The sequence below is a fragment of the Flagellimonas baculiformis genome (genome assembly GCF_033441575.1).
Classification (GTDB): Bacteria; Bacteroidota; Bacteroidia; order Flavobacteriales; family Flavobacteriaceae; genus Flagellimonas; species Flagellimonas baculiformis.
Map to the genome: position 1 here is coordinate 167,055 of NZ_JAUZVW010000001.1, position 17,386 is coordinate 184,440.

Annotated in this window: 10 protein-coding genes; 6 read left to right on the forward strand and 4 right to left on the reverse strand. The window is 47.5% G+C overall.

What is annotated here, in order from left to right; translation table 11 throughout:
* Window positions 1-103 precede the first annotated feature (103 nt).
* The 6 genes from SD450_RS00825 to SD450_RS00850 all read left to right on the forward strand — a co-directional run bounded on the left by SD450_RS00825 (window position 104) and on the right by SD450_RS00850 (window position 11,472).
* Window positions 104-3,664, forward strand: coding sequence for a SusC/RagA family TonB-linked outer membrane protein (locus SD450_RS00825; protein WP_318342762.1), 3,561 nt, complete (start codon window positions 104-106; stop codon window positions 3,662-3,664).
* 18 nt (window positions 3,665-3,682) lie between these two features.
* Window positions 3,683-5,095 carry a SusD/RagB family nutrient-binding outer membrane lipoprotein gene (locus SD450_RS00830; protein ID WP_318342763.1) on the forward strand — a complete coding sequence of 471 codons (1,413 nt, stop codon included), beginning with the start codon at window positions 3,683-3,685 and terminating at the stop codon, window positions 5,093-5,095.
* 243 nt (window positions 5,096-5,338) lie between these two features.
* Window positions 5,339-6,838 carry a S10 family peptidase gene (locus SD450_RS00835; protein WP_318342764.1) on the forward strand — a complete coding sequence of 500 codons (1,500 nt, stop codon included), beginning with the start codon at window positions 5,339-5,341 and terminating at the stop codon, window positions 6,836-6,838.
* Window positions 6,839-6,846: 8 nt separating this feature from the next.
* The gene (locus SD450_RS00840; protein ID WP_318342765.1) at window positions 6,847-8,346 is read left to right on the forward strand and encodes a S10 family peptidase; all 1,500 of its coding nucleotides are present in this window, start codon (window positions 6,847-6,849) and stop codon (window positions 8,344-8,346) included.
* Window positions 8,347-8,442: 96 nt separating this feature from the next.
* Window positions 8,443-10,050 (forward strand): amidohydrolase family protein, encoded by a 1,608-nt coding sequence (locus SD450_RS00845; protein ID WP_404828209.1) that lies wholly within the window; start codon window positions 8,443-8,445, stop codon window positions 10,048-10,050.
* A 216-nt stretch (window positions 10,051-10,266) separates the two neighbouring features.
* Complete coding sequence (locus SD450_RS00850; RefSeq protein ID WP_318342766.1) at window positions 10,267-11,472, forward strand: proline dehydrogenase family protein; 1,206 nt, start codon at window positions 10,267-10,269, stop codon at window positions 11,470-11,472.
* Window positions 11,473-11,648: 176 nt separating this feature from the next.
* Here the strand turns inward: SD450_RS00850 and SD450_RS00855 are convergent, their stop codons facing one another.
* From SD450_RS00855 to SD450_RS00870, 4 genes are all read right to left on the reverse strand, one after another.
* Window positions 11,649-12,974 carry a fibronectin type III domain-containing protein gene (locus SD450_RS00855; RefSeq protein ID WP_318342767.1) on the reverse strand — a complete coding sequence of 442 codons (1,326 nt, stop codon included), beginning with the start codon at window positions 12,972-12,974 and terminating at the stop codon, window positions 11,649-11,651.
* A 1-nt stretch (window position 12,975) separates the two neighbouring features.
* Entirely contained in the window at window positions 12,976-14,526 is a 1,551-nt protein-coding gene (locus tag SD450_RS00860; RefSeq protein WP_318342768.1) for an N-acyl-D-amino-acid deacylase family protein, read from the reverse strand.
* Window positions 14,527-14,588: 62 nt separating this feature from the next.
* Window positions 14,589-15,749, reverse strand: a complete 1,161-nt coding sequence (locus tag SD450_RS00865) for a hypothetical protein (RefSeq protein WP_318342769.1) — start codon at window positions 15,747-15,749, stop codon at window positions 14,589-14,591.
* A gap of 15 nt (window positions 15,750-15,764) precedes the next feature.
* A complete protein-coding gene (locus SD450_RS00870; RefSeq protein WP_318342770.1) occupies window positions 15,765-17,366 on the reverse strand; it encodes a SusD/RagB family nutrient-binding outer membrane lipoprotein in 1,602 nt (533 codons plus the stop codon).
* Between the last annotated feature and the right edge of the window lie 20 nt (window positions 17,367-17,386).

The window sequence follows — 17,386 nt, forward strand, 5'->3', positions numbered from 1 at the left end:
AAGTATTTTAATCAAATACACAAAAAAAGGGAATGTTGGCCCATTCCCTCTCTCAAACTGTGTAATAAATAACGATTCAAACTAATTTAAATCACTCAAAATTATGAAAAAAAAACCATCTAGATTTCTTTTTCTGAAGGGATTCTTGAAGAATGGTTTACCAACCAAACTGACCATTTTTCTGATTATCGCCTCAATTGTCCAGATTCAAGCAGGCACAGGTTCCCAAGGGGACAAGCTATCCCTTGAACTGGAAGGAGTTACCCTTGAAAGGGCACTGGGAGAGATTGAATCCCTCTCAGAATACCGTTTCATGTACGAATACAACCAGATTCCTCTCCAAAAGAAAGTCACGCTACGGACCAATAACCAAAATCTTGACGAAGTACTTACCCTTTTGTTCAAGAACATGCCCATAATATATAAGGTAAGGGGGCGTCAGATCATTTTGATGAGATCCCCAAATTTTCAGCCCGACCAGGGAGCTTTCGTGGAACCAGCAACCACCCCCATTTTGCAGAACACGGTAACGGGCAGTGTTGTGGACAATACCGGTATGCCCCTTTTGGGTGCCAATATCATGGTGAAAGGAACCACTGAAGGCACACAAACCGATTTTGACGGAAATTTTACCATTGAAGCTGAAGTAGGTGCCATTCTGGTCGTTTCCTACATTGGTTTCAAAACTGCAGAAGTAGAAGTGACGGGTACTTCTCCGATAACCATCACACTGGAAGAAAATTCGGCCCAGTTGGATGAGGTCGTGGTCACCGCCCTTGGTATTTCCAGGGAGAAAAAGTCGCTGGGATATGCCACCCAAGAAATTGACGGTGAAGAGGTAAACCGAACCCCTACCGACAACGTGGTCAACTCACTTTCCGGTAAGATTGCCGGGGTGCAGATCAAAAGGAACACCAACATGGGCGGATCTACCAACGTGGTGATCCGAGGGAGTACTTCCTTGACAGGGAACAACCAAGCCCTTTTTGTGGTGGATGGGGTTCCGGTGAGCAACTCCAACTTCAATACTTCGGACCAGCAAAGCGGTACCGGGGGGTTTGATTATGGCAACATGGCCTCGGACATCAACCCGAACGACATCAAATCCATCAACGTGCTGAAAGGTGCAGCAGCGACCGCTCTTTATGGGTCCAGGGCCACAAACGGTGCCGTGATCATCACTACAAAATCCGGGGCCGGGGCAAAGCAAAAGCCCACGATCACCATCAACTCCAACATTACTTCGGGTTGGATAGATAAATCGACCTGGCCCGATTTCCAATACGAATATGGTACCGGATACGGAGCTGTATATGGCAGTTCGGGCAACAGCTTTTTTGTGGATTCCGATGTCAACGGTGATGGGGAGCTAGATCTCGTCACACCGGCCACGGCCTATGGGTCTTACGGAGCCCCGTTCGATCCCAATTTATTGGTGTATCAATGGGATTCCTTTTACGAGGGTTCCCCTTACTATCTGCAACCCACTCCATGGGAAGCTCCAAACAGCAGGTTGATCGACTTCTTTGAAACCCCCATAACCACCACAAACAGCGTTGCGGTCGCCGGAGGTAGTGACAAGGCCACCTATCGGATCGCCTATACCCGTTTCAGCCAAGAGGGCATCATGCCCAATAGCAACCTGAACAGGGACAACATTTCCATCAACACATCTTTTGACATTACCGAAAAACTTTCTGTAAGCGGTAGTGCCAATTATATTTTGACGGACGCCTTGGGACGAAACCGTACCGGAAACGAAACAGGTGCCAATGCGCAGAACGTGATCTCGTCCATGAGGAAATATTGGGCCATGAACGTGGGCATTGACGAATTGAGGGATGCCTATTTCAACACGGGGCTGAACGTGGACCCTTTTATGGGAGGAACCATCGACAACCCGTATTGGGTGGTGTATGAAAACTACCAAAACGATTCGCGTAGCAGGGTCTTTGGAAATGTATCCGTAAAATACAAGTTCACCGACTGGCTGAACATCGAGGGAAGGGTATCCTTGGACACCTACTCCTTCATACAGGAAGAAAGGAACAACAAGGGCACGGCTGGAGCTGTTGGCCGGTATTCCCGCAGAAACGTCAACTTTAGTGAGGAAAACTATGATCTGATGCTCAACTTCAACAAATATGTGACCGATAAGTTGAACATCAGCGGGGTGCTTGGAACCAATATCAGAAGGACAGACCTAAGCTCCATCTATGCCGAAACCAACGGCGGATTGGTATTGGAAGGCTTATTTTCCTTGTCCAATTCCCTGAATTTGCCCCCTGCCCCCTTGGAAAATGTAGAAAAAGTAGGTGTGGACGGTTTTTATGGTCTGGCCTCTTTCGGATATGACAACTTGATCTATCTGGACCTAACAGGGCGATTTGACCATTCCTCCACATTACCTTCCGAGAACAGTACCTACTTCTACCCCTCCATTTCCTCCAGTTTTGTCTTTTCCAACTTGATAGAAAAAAGCTGGTTGAGTTTTGGTAAGCTACGGCTCAATTATGCCGAGGTAGGAAGCTCCGCCCCTGCCAACAGCTTGGTGGATGTGCTCAACAAGCCCACTCCCTTTGGTTCCGTGCCGTTGTATGGTACCAATTCGACCAAAAACAATGCAGAGCTGCTACCGGAAACCACCATCAGTGTAGAGGCCGGTCTGGAAATGCGGTTTTTAAACAGTAGGCTGGGCATGGACCTTTCCGTTTACAAGACCAATTCCAAAGACCAGATCATTCCCGTTGCCATCTCCACGGCCACAGGATACTCATCCAAGTTTGTGAATGCGGGTGAGATAGAGAACAAAGGTATAGAAGTGGCATTGAACGGCTCCATCATCCCCACGGGTGACTTCCAATGGAGGGCCAACGTGAACTGGGCCAAAAACCAGAGCGAGGTGCTTTCCCTTTTTGAAGGCGGAAGCAATTTGCAGCTCGGCAGTGTCAGTGGTGTTTCCATAAATGCCACTGTGGGCGAGCCCTATGGGACAATTCAAGGAACAGATTACATTTATGTGGATGGAAAACCTCTGGTAAACCAAACCACGGGAGCCTATGAGCGCACCACCACATCCAACAATGTGATCGGCAACATAACCCCTGATTGGACCGCCGGTATCACCAACTCCTTCAAGTACAAGAATTTTGACCTGAGCTTTTTGATAGACATCCAAAAAGGAGGCGATGTGTTTTCCAATGATATTTCCACTGGAAACAGATCGGGTCTGTACACTTGGTCAGTAGGTCTCAATGATCTTGGCAACCCCATCCGTAATTCACTGGCCAATGGCGGGGGCATCATCTTGGACGGTGTGGCGCCAGATGGTTCGCCCAATACGGTAAGGACCGCTATGGACAATTATAGGAACGCCACTGGAAGTGTTATGGCGCCCCAGGCCTACTTTATTTATGATGCCTCGTATGTGAAGCTCAGGGAAGTTGCGTTGAACTATAACTTTCCGAAGATGGCCTTTATGGAAAAGTTGAGCATCCAATCGCTAAAGTTGGGACTGGTAGGCTCCAACCTATGGATCATACACAAGAACCTTCCGTTTGCCGATCCTGAGGCGGGCTTGAGTTCAGGAAACCTTCAAGGTTCGCAAAACGGGGTATTGCCTACGGTAAAAAATCTTGGTTTTAACCTTCAAGTTCAATTCTAAACCAGAAAAAAATCAATTATGAAAAATTATTTTGTCATATTTCTAATAGCCCTGTTTTTTTCGTGCTCTGGAGATTTGGAGGATATGAACGTGGATGTCAAGAACGCCACTGAAGCTCCTGCGGAAAACTTCTTCAACAACGCCGTCAAGAACATGTCGGACCTATTGAGCGGCATTACCTATGGTGCAAACGGAAACCCGTTCAACACCACAAGATTGCTGGTTCAACAGATTTCATCGGTCACCTACAACGAAGGGACCACCTACTACTCCAATTTTACGTGGAACAATGTGTACATGGGCGTCTTGATCAATCTCGACCAAAGTGCCCAGGTCATTGCGGACACCCCACCGGCCAATGCCACAGTGGCAGCCAACCAGCTGGCCATCATTGAGATCATGACAGTGTTCACCTATTCAAAATTGGTGGAATCCTTTGGTGATATTCCCTATTCCCAGGCCTTGGATTTCAACAATATTTCCCCCGAATACGACAATGACGAGGTCATTTATTCCGATTTGATTGCCCGATTGACCTCTGCCATTGCCACATTGGACGATTCAGAAGGGTCTTGGCAGCAGGACATCCTGTATGATGGGGATGTCGCCGGTTGGAGAAAGTTTGGGAACTCATTGCTTTTCCAAATGGGCATGCGTGTCGTGGAAGCAGACCCAACGTTGGGAACACAAGCCATCACTACGGCCCTGCCCAACATTTTCGCTTCGAATGCGGACATCGCCCAAGTGGAACATCTGGAATCCCAGCCCAACACCGCAGAGCTTTGGACTGACCTTGCCGTTGGAAACCGTAGGGATTTTGTTGGGGCCGAGCCTTTTGTGGATTACATGAACTCGCTGGACGACCCTCGCAGGGCCGTGTTCTTTCAGGATGTGAATGGGGAATACATAGGATCACCCTCCGGGCTTGTGGTTCCTTATGACAATTATTCCAAGTTCGGCACCCTTTTCTATCAACCCACCACCCCTGTTATTTTCTTGGACTATAGCACTATTGAATTTTTGTTGGCAGAAGCTGCAGAACGCAACATTGGTGGTGTAACGGATGCCGCGGGCCATTATACCGAAGCTATCAGGGCCTCTTTTGAGTACTATGGCCTTGCGGACAGTGCGGATGCCTACCTGGCCAATCCCGATGTGGATTACGCCACGGCACCGGGAACTTGGCAGGAAAAGATCGGGATGCAAAAATGGGTGGCCCTTTTCAATCAAGGATTGGAAGCTTGGACAGAGTACAGACGACTGGATTATCCAGTTCTCGAAGCCCCACCACAATCTTTTGTCCCTACGGTTCCGGTCAGGTTGATCTATCCGATTTCCGAACAGACATTGAACAAGGCCAACTATGAAAGTGCGGCTTCATCCATTGGTGGTGACGTTTTGACCACAAAACTGTTCTGGGACGTCAATTGATGATGACCATTTTAAAATAACTTAAGAAACCGGGACCCGATCGGGTCCCGGTCATCAAAGATCTTGTTTGTTTGATTGATTAGCTAGGAAAAAGGGCAGAGGTGTTCTCTCAATTCACTTTGATCGTTCAAAATCAGCCTCTGCCCTTTTTACAAACCGACGTAATTCGTAAAACTGAAACACATCATATTCAGAAATAAAATACATACTTTTCATCCAACCAACCCAAAAAAACAGATGAGCATGAAAACCTGTACTGCCCTCTTGACTTTCCTAATGTTCACAATTGTCTCTACGGCGCAGCAGTTGAACACGGCGATGGATTCAACGGTCACCACATCCAGGGAAGTCACCATTAAGGGAAAACCTGTAAAATACAAGGCAATTGCCGGAAAGCAACCTGTGTGGGACGACAAGGGCAACATCATTGCCGGGCTTTATTTTACCTATTACGAGAGAACCGATGTGAAGGACAGATCTAAAAGACCTCTCTTCTTTTCGTTCAATGGTGGCCCAGGGGCCGCTTCGGTCTGGATGCACTTGGGATATACCGGCCCTTATCGCGTAAAAGTGGATGATGAAGGCTATCCGGTACAGCCCTATGGCGTTGAGGAAAACCCCCACTCCATTTTGGATGTGGCCGATATCGTGTACATAGAACCCGTCAACACCGGTTTCTCCAGGCCCATCAGCACTATGGACGAAAAAGAAGTCGCGAAGAGATTTTTTGGTGTCAATCAGGATATTGAATACCTCGCTTCATGGATCAACACCTTTGTGACCCGTCAAAACCGTTGGGCCTCCCCAAAATACCTGATCGGGGAAAGTTATGGGACCCCCCGTGTCTCTGGGCTTTCATTGGAACTGCAAAACTCCCATTGGATGTATCTGAACGGGGTCATCCTGGTATCGCCGACAGGTCTCGGGATTGAAAGAGGCACTGCCGTGGAAGCCGCCAATCTTTTGCCCTATTATGCCGCAGCTGCCTGGTTCCACAAAAAATTGCCATCGGATCTACAATCCAAAGACCTCGACAACGTATTGCCCGAAGTGGAACGATATACCTTGAACCAACTGATCCCCATCATGGCCAAGGGAGGTTCCATCACAGATGCGGAACGAAAAGAAGCGGCCAAAAATATTTCCCGATATTCAGGATTGTCCGAAAAGGTCATCTTGGAACACAACCTGAGGATTCCCGAACAATTTTTCTGGAAAGAACTGCTTCGCGATGAAGGATTCACCATTGGCCGGCTCGATTCCAGATATTTGGGCATCGACAAAAATGATTCTGGCGAGCGACCCGATTATGCGGCGGAAATTCGTTCTTGGCAACACTCGTTCACCCCGGCCATTAATTATTATTTCAAAAATTTCCTGAACTATAACACCGATCTGGATTATTACATCGGGGGGCACACCCGCCCGTGGGACAGGAGCGGCAACACCACGGGGGACGACCTTCGTCAGGCCATGTCGCAGAATCCTTATCTTCACGTAATGGTACAGTCAGGCTATTATGATGGGGCAACGGACTATTTCAATTCCAAATATAACCTCTGGCAAATGGACCTGAGCGGAAAGTTGAAGGACAGGATGAGCTGGAAGGGCTACCGTAGCGGACATATGATGTACCTACGCACCGAGGACCTGGAGTCTTCCAACGAGCATATCCGTGAATTCATCAAGTTGTCCACTCCAAAAGATGGACAACCGGCACAATATCTACGAAAAACCAAATGATCAACCTTATGAAATTGTACAGATTTTTTGCAATTGCCATCGTATGGATTGCTTTTAGCCATCCGATACAGGCACAACAATTGAACACCGACATGGATTCCACGGTCACCACCTCAGGGCAGGTGACCATCAAGGGGGTCCCCGTAAAATATACTGCTACCACTGGGAAATTGCCCGTCTGGGATGAAAAAGGAAAAATAATCGCAGGGCTCTTTTTTACGTACTATGAAAGAACCGGAATTGCCGATAGATCCAAAAGGCCACTGGTCATTTCCTTCAATGGAGGACCTGGTTCCGCATCGGTCTGGATGCACATTGCCTACACCGGCCCCAAGATCTTGGCGATTGACGATGAAGGTTATCCCGTTCAGCCCTATGGCATCAAGGACAACCCTAACTCGATTCTGGACGTGGCCGATATTGTCTATGTAAACCCGGTGAACACTGGCTATTCCAGGGCCATCGATGAAATGGACGACAAGACGAAGGCGAAAAACTTTTTTGGGGTCAAACAGGACATTGAGTACTTAGCCACATGGATCAATACCTTTGTGACACGCTACGACCGTTGGACCTCACCCAAGTTCCTCATAGGAGAGAGTTATGGTACGCCAAGGGTATCCGGCCTCTCGCTCGAGCTTCAAAACTCCCACTGGATGTACTTGAACGGGGTAATACTGGTATCGCCTACCGACTTGGGAATAGAAAGGGGGACCGTGCCAGAAGCAGCAAACTTTTTGCCCTACTATACCGCCGCGGCCTGGTTCCACAAAAAATTGCCTTCCGATCTGCAATCCAAAGATTTGGTCGATGTGCTTCCCGAAGTGGAGAAATATACCATAGACGAACTTACCCCGGCCATATCCAAGGGAGGATTTCTTCCCGAAGCAGAAAGGAAAGAAGTTGCTGCGAGAATAGCAAGGTACACCGGGCTATCCGAAAAAGTGATCTTGGAACACAACCTGCGCATTCCCAAAACCTTTTTCTGGAAAGAGTTGCTAAGGGATGAGGGCTTCAATATCGGTAGATTGGATTCCAGATACTTGGGAATTGATAAGGAAACTACTGGGAGCCGACCAGATTATGCCGCGGAGCTTACCAGTTGGTTGCACTCCTTCACCCCTGCCATGAATTTCTATGCCAAAAACCATCTGAAATACGAAACCGACCTCAAATACAATATGTTCGGCCCGGTGCGTCCATGGGACAGGAGCAACAACACCACGGGCTACGACCTGAGGCAGGCCATGGCACAGAATCCCTATCTGAATGTTCTGGTGCAGGCCGGGTATTACGATGGAGGGACGGATTACTTCAATTCCAAGTACAATCTCTGGCAAATGGACCCCAGTGGAAAATTACGTGATCGAATGGACTGGAAAGGATACAGAAGCGGACACATGATGTACCTCAGGAAGGAAGACCTGAAAACTGCCAATGACGACCTTCGGGAGTTTATCAGCAAATCGCTTCCTGCCGAAGGGGTGCCAGCACAGTATAAGAGATAGAAAATAGATCAAACCAACCTTGACCAGTGGGCCTGTCCCCAAAGTAAAATGGCCCACTGGTCTAAAAAATAACTCAAATACTCAAGAATGATGACAATGAAAACTTTAAAACTCGGTCTCCTGCTGGGCTTTTGCTTCCTGATGTTCCAGAACGGATTTGCTCAAATAGAAAAAGCCCCTGCAAGAAGCGAAGGTGAAGGTCCTTGGAGCCAATTGATCATTAGAGGTGCCACCATGATCAACGGTACTTTGGCCCCACCACAAGGTCCTGTGGACATCGTGGTCGAGAACAACATCATAACCCAGGTAAGCGTGGTAGGATATCCGGGGGTGCCCATCAACCCCAATAGACGTCCGGCCCTAAAACCCGGAGGCAAGGAACTGAATGCCGAGGGAATGTACATCATGCCCGGATTTGTGGACACCCACGCCCATATCGGTGGCACAGCGCAGGGAACTCCTGCCGAATATGTGTTCAAACTCTGGATGGGCCATGGAGTGACCACCATTGCAGATCCAGCTTCGGGCAATGGGATAGATTGGACCTTGGAACATAAACGAAAAAGCACAAAAAATGAAATAACGGCCCCAAGGATAATGGCCTATACCGCTTTTGGCAGCAAACTGAACGGCGGTATGGGAAGGGAAGACCTATCCACACCGGAGCAGGCAGTGGAATGGGTGCGCCAAAATGCCAAAAAGGGGGCGGATGGCATCAAATTTTTTGGTGCTGAACCAGAAGTCATGGCAGCGGCCATCAAAGAAAACAAAAATTTAGGCCTACGGTCCAAAATGCACCATGCCCAGGTCTATGTGGGCAGATGGAACGTGCTCCACAGTGCCAGGGCCGGCCTTACTGCCATGGAACATTGGTATGGGTTGCCGGAAGCCTTGTTCGATGACAGGACCGTCCAAGATTATTCCTTGGACTACAATTACCAAAACGAGCAAGACCGGTTTGGTGAAGCGGGACAATTATGGGCACAGGCCGCAAAACCCTATTCCGATAAATGGAACGAGGTGATGAACGAACTGCTCGAACTGGATTTCACCCTTTCGCCCACCATGGTCATCTATGAAGCAAACAGGGACCTTGCCCGTGCTCGTCGCGCCGAATGGCATGAGGAATATACCCTCCCCTCCCTTTGGGAGTTCTACTCCCCAAGCAGGCAATCGCATGGGTCCTATTGGCATTATTGGGGCACCGAACACGAGATTGATTGGAAAAAGAACTATAAGCTATGGATGACCTTCATCAACGAATACAAAAACCGTGGTGGCAGGGTTACCGTGGGCACAGATGCCGGGTTCATCTATGAACTCTATGGTTTTTCATACCCCCGTGAAATGGAACTTTTGAGAGAGGCCGGGTTCCACCCACTGGAAATCATCAAGGCTGCTACGTTGAACGGTGCCGAATCTTTGGGTATGGACGATAAAATTGGAACAATCGCCGTTGGCAAACTGGCCGATTTTGTGATCACGGAAGAAAATCCGTTGGTCAACCTAAAGACACTTTATGGAACAGGAGCCATCAAACTGATGGAGGACAATACCATCCAAAGGGTGGGTGGCGTCAAATACACCATCAAAGATGGGATCATCTATGATGCCAAACAGCTCTTGGAAGATGTCAAGGAAATGGTGAGAAAAGAAAAGGAAAAGACCAATTACAAAATTTTACAACCAGGAATAAAGGGCTAAAATAGATTGTGAAAACATGAGTTGTTTTTATAGTAAAATAGGTTAGTGTAAGCCCTTTTATGTATCGTGGCGACGTACCCATCGCCACGATACTTTCTTCTTTCAGAATTGCCTGGACCAAGGCAAGTCAACTAAACATTTTTAGGAATCCGTGCACCCATGTTGGGTTTTTCCTCTATGCGCATGCCATAGGGCCAAATCCAAAATCAATGGGGTGTGGAGAAACGTGCAATCATTATGTCGGACACTATAAATTTCAATAACACGGAAATCGCCTTTGGCACCAAGACCAAAAAAGAGCTGTTGCGGGCAAAATTCCTTTTTGGGATGCTGGAATATGGTTGGCTCACGCGAATGGCAAAACCTTTACTGAACATCGCTTTCAAAAGTCGGCTGCCCATTGACCCCATCATCAAAAAAACCATCTTTTCCCAGTTCTGTGGCGGGGAGAGTCTCATGGAATGTAAAGCCAGGATAGATGCACTTTACAATGGCGGAGCCATTATGTCAATTTTGGACTATTCGGTGGAAGGGGCAAAAAACGAAGCAAGCTTTGACCAAACCTTGGAAACCTTGCTGAAAATCTGCCAGTTCTCAGAATTCCAGAAACAGGTGCCCTTTTTGGTATTCAAACCTTCAGGCATTGGAAAACTCGAACTCTTTCAAAAAATTTCGGAAGGCACTCCCTTGGGCATATCGGAAATGGAAGAATGGAACAAGGTAAAGAACCGGTTTGAGCTGATCTGTCAATCCGTGGTGAAGATGGATAATCTCAAGATCATGGTCGATGCGGAAGAATCGTGGGGCCACGCTGCCATTGACGGACTCACCGAAGAGATGATGATCAAATACAACACCCAACGAACGGTCGTATTCACCACCGTACAGCTCTATTTGAGCAAAAAACTCGATTATCTGAAAAAGCTGAAGGCCCTTGGGGAACAACACCACATTAAGGTCGGGGTAAAATTGGTGCGGGGCGCCTATATGGAAAAAGAGCGTGACAGGGCCCTAGAGCATGGCTACGAAAGTCCCATCTGCGAAGATAAATCCAGCACCGACCAAAATTTCAACAATGGATGTAGCTATGTCCTGGAAAACCTCTATGTGTTCGACCTGTTCCTGGGCACCCATAATGAGTTGAGCTGCCTTCAATTGGTAAAAAAACTCAAGGAGAAGGGCATTTCCAATTCAGATAAACGCATTTGGTTCGGACAGCTCTATGGTATGAGCGACAATATCAGCTACAATCTGGCCGAACAGGGTTATAACGTGGCAAAGTATGTTCCTTTTGGTCCTGTTCGGGATGTGATGCCCTATCTGATCAGGCGTGCAGAGGAAAATTCCTCTGTCGGCTCCCAATCGTCAAGGGAAATGGAGCTGATCAAAAAAGAGTTGCTCAGAAGAAAGAATTCAAAATGACCCAACTTTCCCCAAAAAAAGAGGTTGTTCAAAAAACAATAAAATTTTGAATTTGTCAGGTTGAGCGCAGTTGAAACCCATTGATTATCAACATATTTGAGATTCTCGACTGCGCTCGAACTGACAGATAATGAGCCTTTTGGACATTCATTTTTCATCGTAAATGATGACATCCATCAAAATAACTTTTCAAGGGCATTGCTCACCTTGGCCCATCCTGTTTCGTTGGCCCGCAGTTTGGCCCTTTCCTGTTCAATATGGACAAACCTGCCCGTGGTGTTGGTAGCCGAAACACTGCAAGGATTGGGTGAACCGTTGATATAGCGTCCCTGGGTATTGTCGAACGCCGCATAGCGGGTCCAATTCACATCGATATGGGGTATTTTGAAAGTCAAACTGTTATCTTCTTGCAGCAGAGCATCCCGGAGCATGGCCACATAATCTGTCTGCGGGGTCTTGTTTGTCCCATTGCTTATGATCAGGGAAGGGTCGGACGCTTCCTTGTCAAACCCATGCAATTGTACAAACACACTGTTGGGCAGCGCATCGTACATCATTTCCGTGGTCTTCTGGAACATGGAATTCACACTATGCGGCACATCTGAAATGCGATATGCCTGGGAATTGGTACTGCAGGCACTTGTGGTCCCGGAACAGGGAGCGGGCTCTTCCCTATTGCAGCGATGTGCGCCACTGATAAAAAGGGCTTTGGGTACATTCTGCCTAAAGACATAGGCCGCTTGGTAACCCGTGTTCTGGTCATGGATAACGTGTGGGGCCGCCAGTACAAGATTTTCCCTTTTTGGGGTCTTGCTGAACACGAAGGTGCCCCAATAGTTGGTCCGTATAGAAAATTCCTTGAGGACATAAAAGACTTGGTTGGGGCTGGAAAACGTATCCGTGAATTCCACAATCTGATAGTTTACATAAACGGCTTGCTCCACCGCTTCGGGTATGTTATCGTCCAGAAGGGCATCGATGATCAATTCCCATTGTTTCATGTCGTTCTCTGTCGGCACTTTATAGTTATTGCCCAAAAATCCAGCTACATTATCGACAAAACCTCTCAAATAGGTTTCGATGTTCCCGGAATCGAACTGGAGTTCTGCTTCAAGTTTATCCAAGGTCGATACCATCAAGGGCTCACTGAGCTCTGAGGAGTTGCCGGCCGCATCATTGGCCTGAATCTGGAATGAGTACATTTTCCCAGGTTCCAAATTGGCCAGTGCATAGGAAGTTTTGCCCGAACCCACCAAAAACTCGCCGTTTAGGTACAAGGAGTAGTTCTTCACCTTTACATTGTCGGTAGCGGGCTCCCAATACAGGTAGAGGGAATTCTGGGTGACCTCCTCGGCCACCAATCCTGTGGGCTTGGATGGGGCTTGCGCATCGGGTGCCGGTGTTTCTTCACCTTCGCTCCCCGACGAACAGGCTATAGCGGCAACCAACACGAGGAGGGCCGCTGTTCTTTGTAGGCAGATGTTGTAAGATTTGGTTTTCATATCATTCTTTTTTTAATGTTTTTCCATTCAGTTGTCCGTTAAATGTTCCTTTTTCCACCGATAGTTTTCCATTGATGATGCTATATCGTAAGCCTTCTGAAAGTTGAAAAGGGTCTTGGTAATCCGCTTTGTCACCAAAAGTCTCTAGGTCAAAAATGATGATATCGGCATGGTATCCTTCCTGGATTTTACCTCTTTGAACAATTCCAAAGATGTCTGCGGTGCGCGAGGTGCTTCCGTTGATGAAATCAGCTAAATTGATTACCTTATTTTTCACATACTCCTTGTACTTCCTTGGAAAGGTGCCATATTTTCTTGGGTGGCCCGTGTTGCCATCCGAGCTCGTCACGACCCAATCCTGCTGCATGAAATTTTTGATGTCATAAGGTGACATACTGAACGAAGCCACCCGTGCATGGCCCTTGGCAAAGATCTCAAAAACAGCTTCATTGGCTTCCAACCCCATGTCCTTTGCTATTTCCTGAACTGTCTTTCCTTCAAATTCCTTATGGTCTGAATCGACAATCAACAGTTTATCAGCGCCCCCTCGTAGGACGATGTTCTCTGCCACTTCGTGCAGGATCTGGGGTTTCAACCTGGCATCCGCATACCGGATGAACAGGGAATCCTTGCCCCCACTTTCGGCCCAGCGTGGCACAACGGCCGATTTTAGGCCCGTGGCCGATGCCTCGTAGGGGTACTGATTGGCCGTCACCTTCACTCCTCTTTTCTGGGCTTCCTCAATAATCGTGATCAATGAATCGCTCTGCTCCCAAACCTGTTTTCCCAAACATTTGATGTGCGATATGTGAATGGGCAGATCCGCTTTTTCCCCAATTTCGATGGCTTCTTGCACAGCGGCCACCAAACCGATGGAATAGGCTCCTTCGTCCCGCAGGTGCGTGTCATAAATTCCACCGTTCTGTCTCACAACCTTTGCCAAGGCAATCACTTCATCGGTGCTCGCATAACTTCCTGGCGCGTAGAACAATCCTGTGGACATGCCAAATGCACCAGCATCCATTTCCTGTTGCACCAGTTCCATCATTTTTAGGATTTCGACATCGGTGGCCTCCCTATCACTTAGGCCCATCACTTTTTCCCTGATGGTTCCCTGTCCCACCAAAAAGGTCACATTGGTGCCGATGCCATTCTTTTTGTACAACTGTTCATATTCGGCCAAGGGGTAATCACTGCTCCCATCGTTTCCCACAACCACTGTAGTGACTCCTTGGAACAAAAAAGGTTTGTTATGCGATTCCTCAGGATTTTTCAAATCCCTGTCGGCATGGGTATGTGGGTCAATGAATCCCGGAGACACGATCAAACCCTCGGCATCGATAGTCTTTTTTGAGGAAAAATCAATCCGCTTCCCGTTGCCGACATAGGCAATCCTGTCGCCAACGACCCCAATGGTCAGCATGGTGGGAATGGAATCGACCCCATTGTAAACCGCTCCGTTCTCGATGAGGATATCCACTTCCATCCTGTCCTTTTTACAGGCACCTAAACCCAACAACAGGGTCAAAAGAATGATGATCTTGTGCTTCATGGTCATTGTAAATTTTTGATATTCATAAATTTACTTCATTTCAAGGGTTGTTATTGGACTTTTTAATCTTCTTCGGGCTCATAAACAATGATGTTGTCGAGGTCAAAGAATTCAGGGGTGGCCCCAGACTGTATCTGGATGACCAATTGATAGGACCGTATCCCCTTGAGAAATCCACTATTCACCTCTTGCCATCTTCCTGCCAAGGTTTCCACATCATTATTATAGGCGCTGATCAATTCCAACACCTCATTGCCTTCATCCGTGGTGATATTGGCATAGGCATGGATGCCATCCAATTCTTCCCAGGTAGTATCCCCAAAGAAAACCTGAAAGGAAATGCCTGAATTGTTCTGTCCCTCGGGAACCTCAACGGTATCAAAAGTGATTTTGATCGCACCGTCGGCATCCTCGGAATGAAATCCTTGGACACCATCCGGATAGGATTCAAAACTTTCCAACAAAGCAGTGACTCCTATTCGCTCTTCGGAAAATCCCAGACTGCTCTCACTGATATTGGTAATGGCAACGTACTCGGAATCGAACCCAATTTCATCATCCGTTCCCGTGCCCTTCGCCACATAATCCACATATGGTGGATCAGCCCCATTGACAAGATCGAGTGTCTCGTCATTGGCCCCGTTCCTAACATACACGGCATCATCGGGACCAACAGATACTTCCTCAAAAGAGGTACCCCGTATTTTTCTTCCGGGGGGTTGGTAAAAACTAAAAGAAAATTCCATCGCATTGTGCTGCCCGGGATATTTCAATCGGTCGGTGGTGTCCCCGCCCTGGTTGATGTTGTTAAAATCATAATCGGGGGAACGACCATCAAAGACACCATCCGGGGTAGTGACCTTGGCCACAAAAGTGATCCTATCCGCAAGACCGATATCATCCGTCGTCAAATTGAACATTTCCAGAATTTCCGCAATGCTGAACTCCAAAGTGGCGGGAAAAGTGGTCGTCTGGAACACATTTTCCACCTCAACATCGTCATATATCACAGTCAAGGTATAGCCGGTCGCATTTTCATTGGGGTCGAACAAGGTTGCATTAAAAACTTCGGTGTCCAGTTTCAAAATATTGAAGCTCAGGTTGGGTTCTTCCGTAAAAACAATATAGCCACCTCGTTCGGTGATGTCCTGAAATGTGTTGTACTCGTTGGTACAGCCAAACATTAACAGTAGTCCGGTCAAAAATCTTATACTTCTTCTCATGACGCTCCTTTTATATTATTTGATGAATCCCTGAGGATTGGTGTCCCAGAACACCCGTTCGGAATTCTGTTTCTGCTTGATGAATCGGTTGATTTCCACCGCATTGGAGGAATACGGAAAGCTTCTGGGAAAGCTGGTGTCCCCGTTGATGGGTTCTTGTATATTGGAAGGGTATCCTGTCCTTCGGTAGGCATTGTAAGCTTCCACGGAATTGCCATAAGCCGCCAAATAGTATTCGGTTATGATGATATCCAATCTTTCTTCATCAGTGGCAGCATTTCCATAATTGGTCATGACCTCGGCCACATAGTCATCCACATCGGTATCCGTGGCCTCATATTCGGAGCTGACATTGCCAAATCCAAGTACTTTTTCCATGGAGTCCCTGATGGCTTCTTCCAGCAAAACCGCTGGGTCACCATTGGTTTCAAGGACAAGGGCCGCTTCGGCCATCAGAAATTTCACAAAGGACGATGTGAGCAAAGGCAAGATGCCGGCCCCTTCCAAATGGGAAGAGGTCGTGGATGCCCTAAGAAACTGGTCCTCATCAAAAGTGCCCCCACCTGGATAGATGCCATATACCGCCCTTTTGCTATTATCCCCAAATCCTGTTCGGTTCTCGCCATGGTCCAGCCCCCTGTAGTAGTCCCCCACATAACAATAATCCACATTCGACTCGTTTTGGCACGTTGAATAGGGCGGGATACTAAAAGGATCTTCATCGGCCTGGCGGTAGAGGTAGTAGCGAAGTCGGGGATCCTGAATGCTTTTGGAGTCCTTCAGCATGAACATAAAGTAATTGCCCATGTATTGGCCAAAATCGCTTACGTAGCCTCTTTGAAAATAGCGATGTCGGCTTTCCGGTTCGACCACTGTGGAATAGTTATATTGGAAGTCCTCCGCAGCGGTATCGATCAAATCCTCTTCCAAGAGCTTGTTGATCTCTGTTGCCACATTCGCAATGCCCAATGGTGAGCTGGCCAATCTGGTCTGCACCAATATGCGCAACTTAAGGGTATTGGCAAAGGCTTTCCATTTTTCCTTATCGCTATTGTAAAAAAGATCTGTGGAGAAATTGAAATTGGAAGCCTCGATATCCAATATCGCCTGATCGATATCCGCCAATACACTTCGGTAGATGTCATCCCCATCATCCAACCTTGGGTTGGGATATTCGGAGGGGTTGACCGCCTCCGTATAGGGTATCTTCCCCACAAAGTCCACCATGGTGATGGTGAGATAGCCCATGAGCAATTTGTTAATGGCATTGTGGAACAATAAGCTCTCATCTTCCGCAGCCAATGCCTCTATCGTTCTGGAATTGTTCAGGGCCTCAAAATAGCTTTCCCACTCTGTATCAAGAACATCCACGGACACCACATCCCTGTAGTTATCGGTCAAGGCTTCGTAGCGCATCACATCATCCGTGTTCAGGATCATCAAACCCATAAAGTACTGGAACTGGTACTGCATCTCGTTCAGTAAGTATTCGGGGTCGGCACTTTCCGGGGTAAGGAAATTGGGGTTCTCCTGCAGGTCAAAATTTGAAATTTCACAGCCCAAAAAAAGCAGGGAGGCCGATACCATGACACCAAAGCGTTTTATTGTTCTTTGCATTTTTGATACTTTTTGATTCG

Bases quoted from the DNA above. Each gene is read 5' to 3' on its own strand.
- SD450_RS00825 (WP_318342762.1), top strand. From the start codon at position 104: ATGAAAAAAAAACCATCTAGATTTCTTTTTCTGAAGGGATTCTTGAAG.
- SD450_RS00830 (WP_318342763.1), top strand. From the start codon at position 3,683: ATGAAAAATTATTTTGTCATATTTCTAATAGCCCTGTTTTTTTCGTGC.
- SD450_RS00835 (WP_318342764.1), top strand. From the start codon at position 5,339: ATGAAAACCTGTACTGCCCTCTTGACTTTCCTAATGTTCACAATTGTC.
- SD450_RS00840 (WP_318342765.1), top strand. From the start codon at position 6,847: ATGAAATTGTACAGATTTTTTGCAATTGCCATCGTATGGATTGCTTTT.
- SD450_RS00845 (WP_404828209.1), top strand. From the start codon at position 8,443: ATGAAAACTTTAAAACTCGGTCTCCTGCTGGGCTTTTGCTTCCTGATG.
- SD450_RS00855 (WP_318342767.1), bottom strand. From the start codon at position 12,974: ATGAAAACCAAATCTTACAACATCTGCCTACAAAGAACAGCGGCCCTC.
- SD450_RS00860 (WP_318342768.1), bottom strand. From the start codon at position 14,526: ATGAAGCACAAGATCATCATTCTTTTGACCCTGTTGTTGGGTTTAGGT.
- SD450_RS00865 (WP_318342769.1), bottom strand. From the start codon at position 15,749: ATGAGAAGAAGTATAAGATTTTTGACCGGACTACTGTTAATGTTTGGC.
- SD450_RS00870 (WP_318342770.1), bottom strand. From the start codon at position 17,366: ATGCAAAGAACAATAAAACGCTTTGGTGTCATGGTATCGGCCTCCCTG.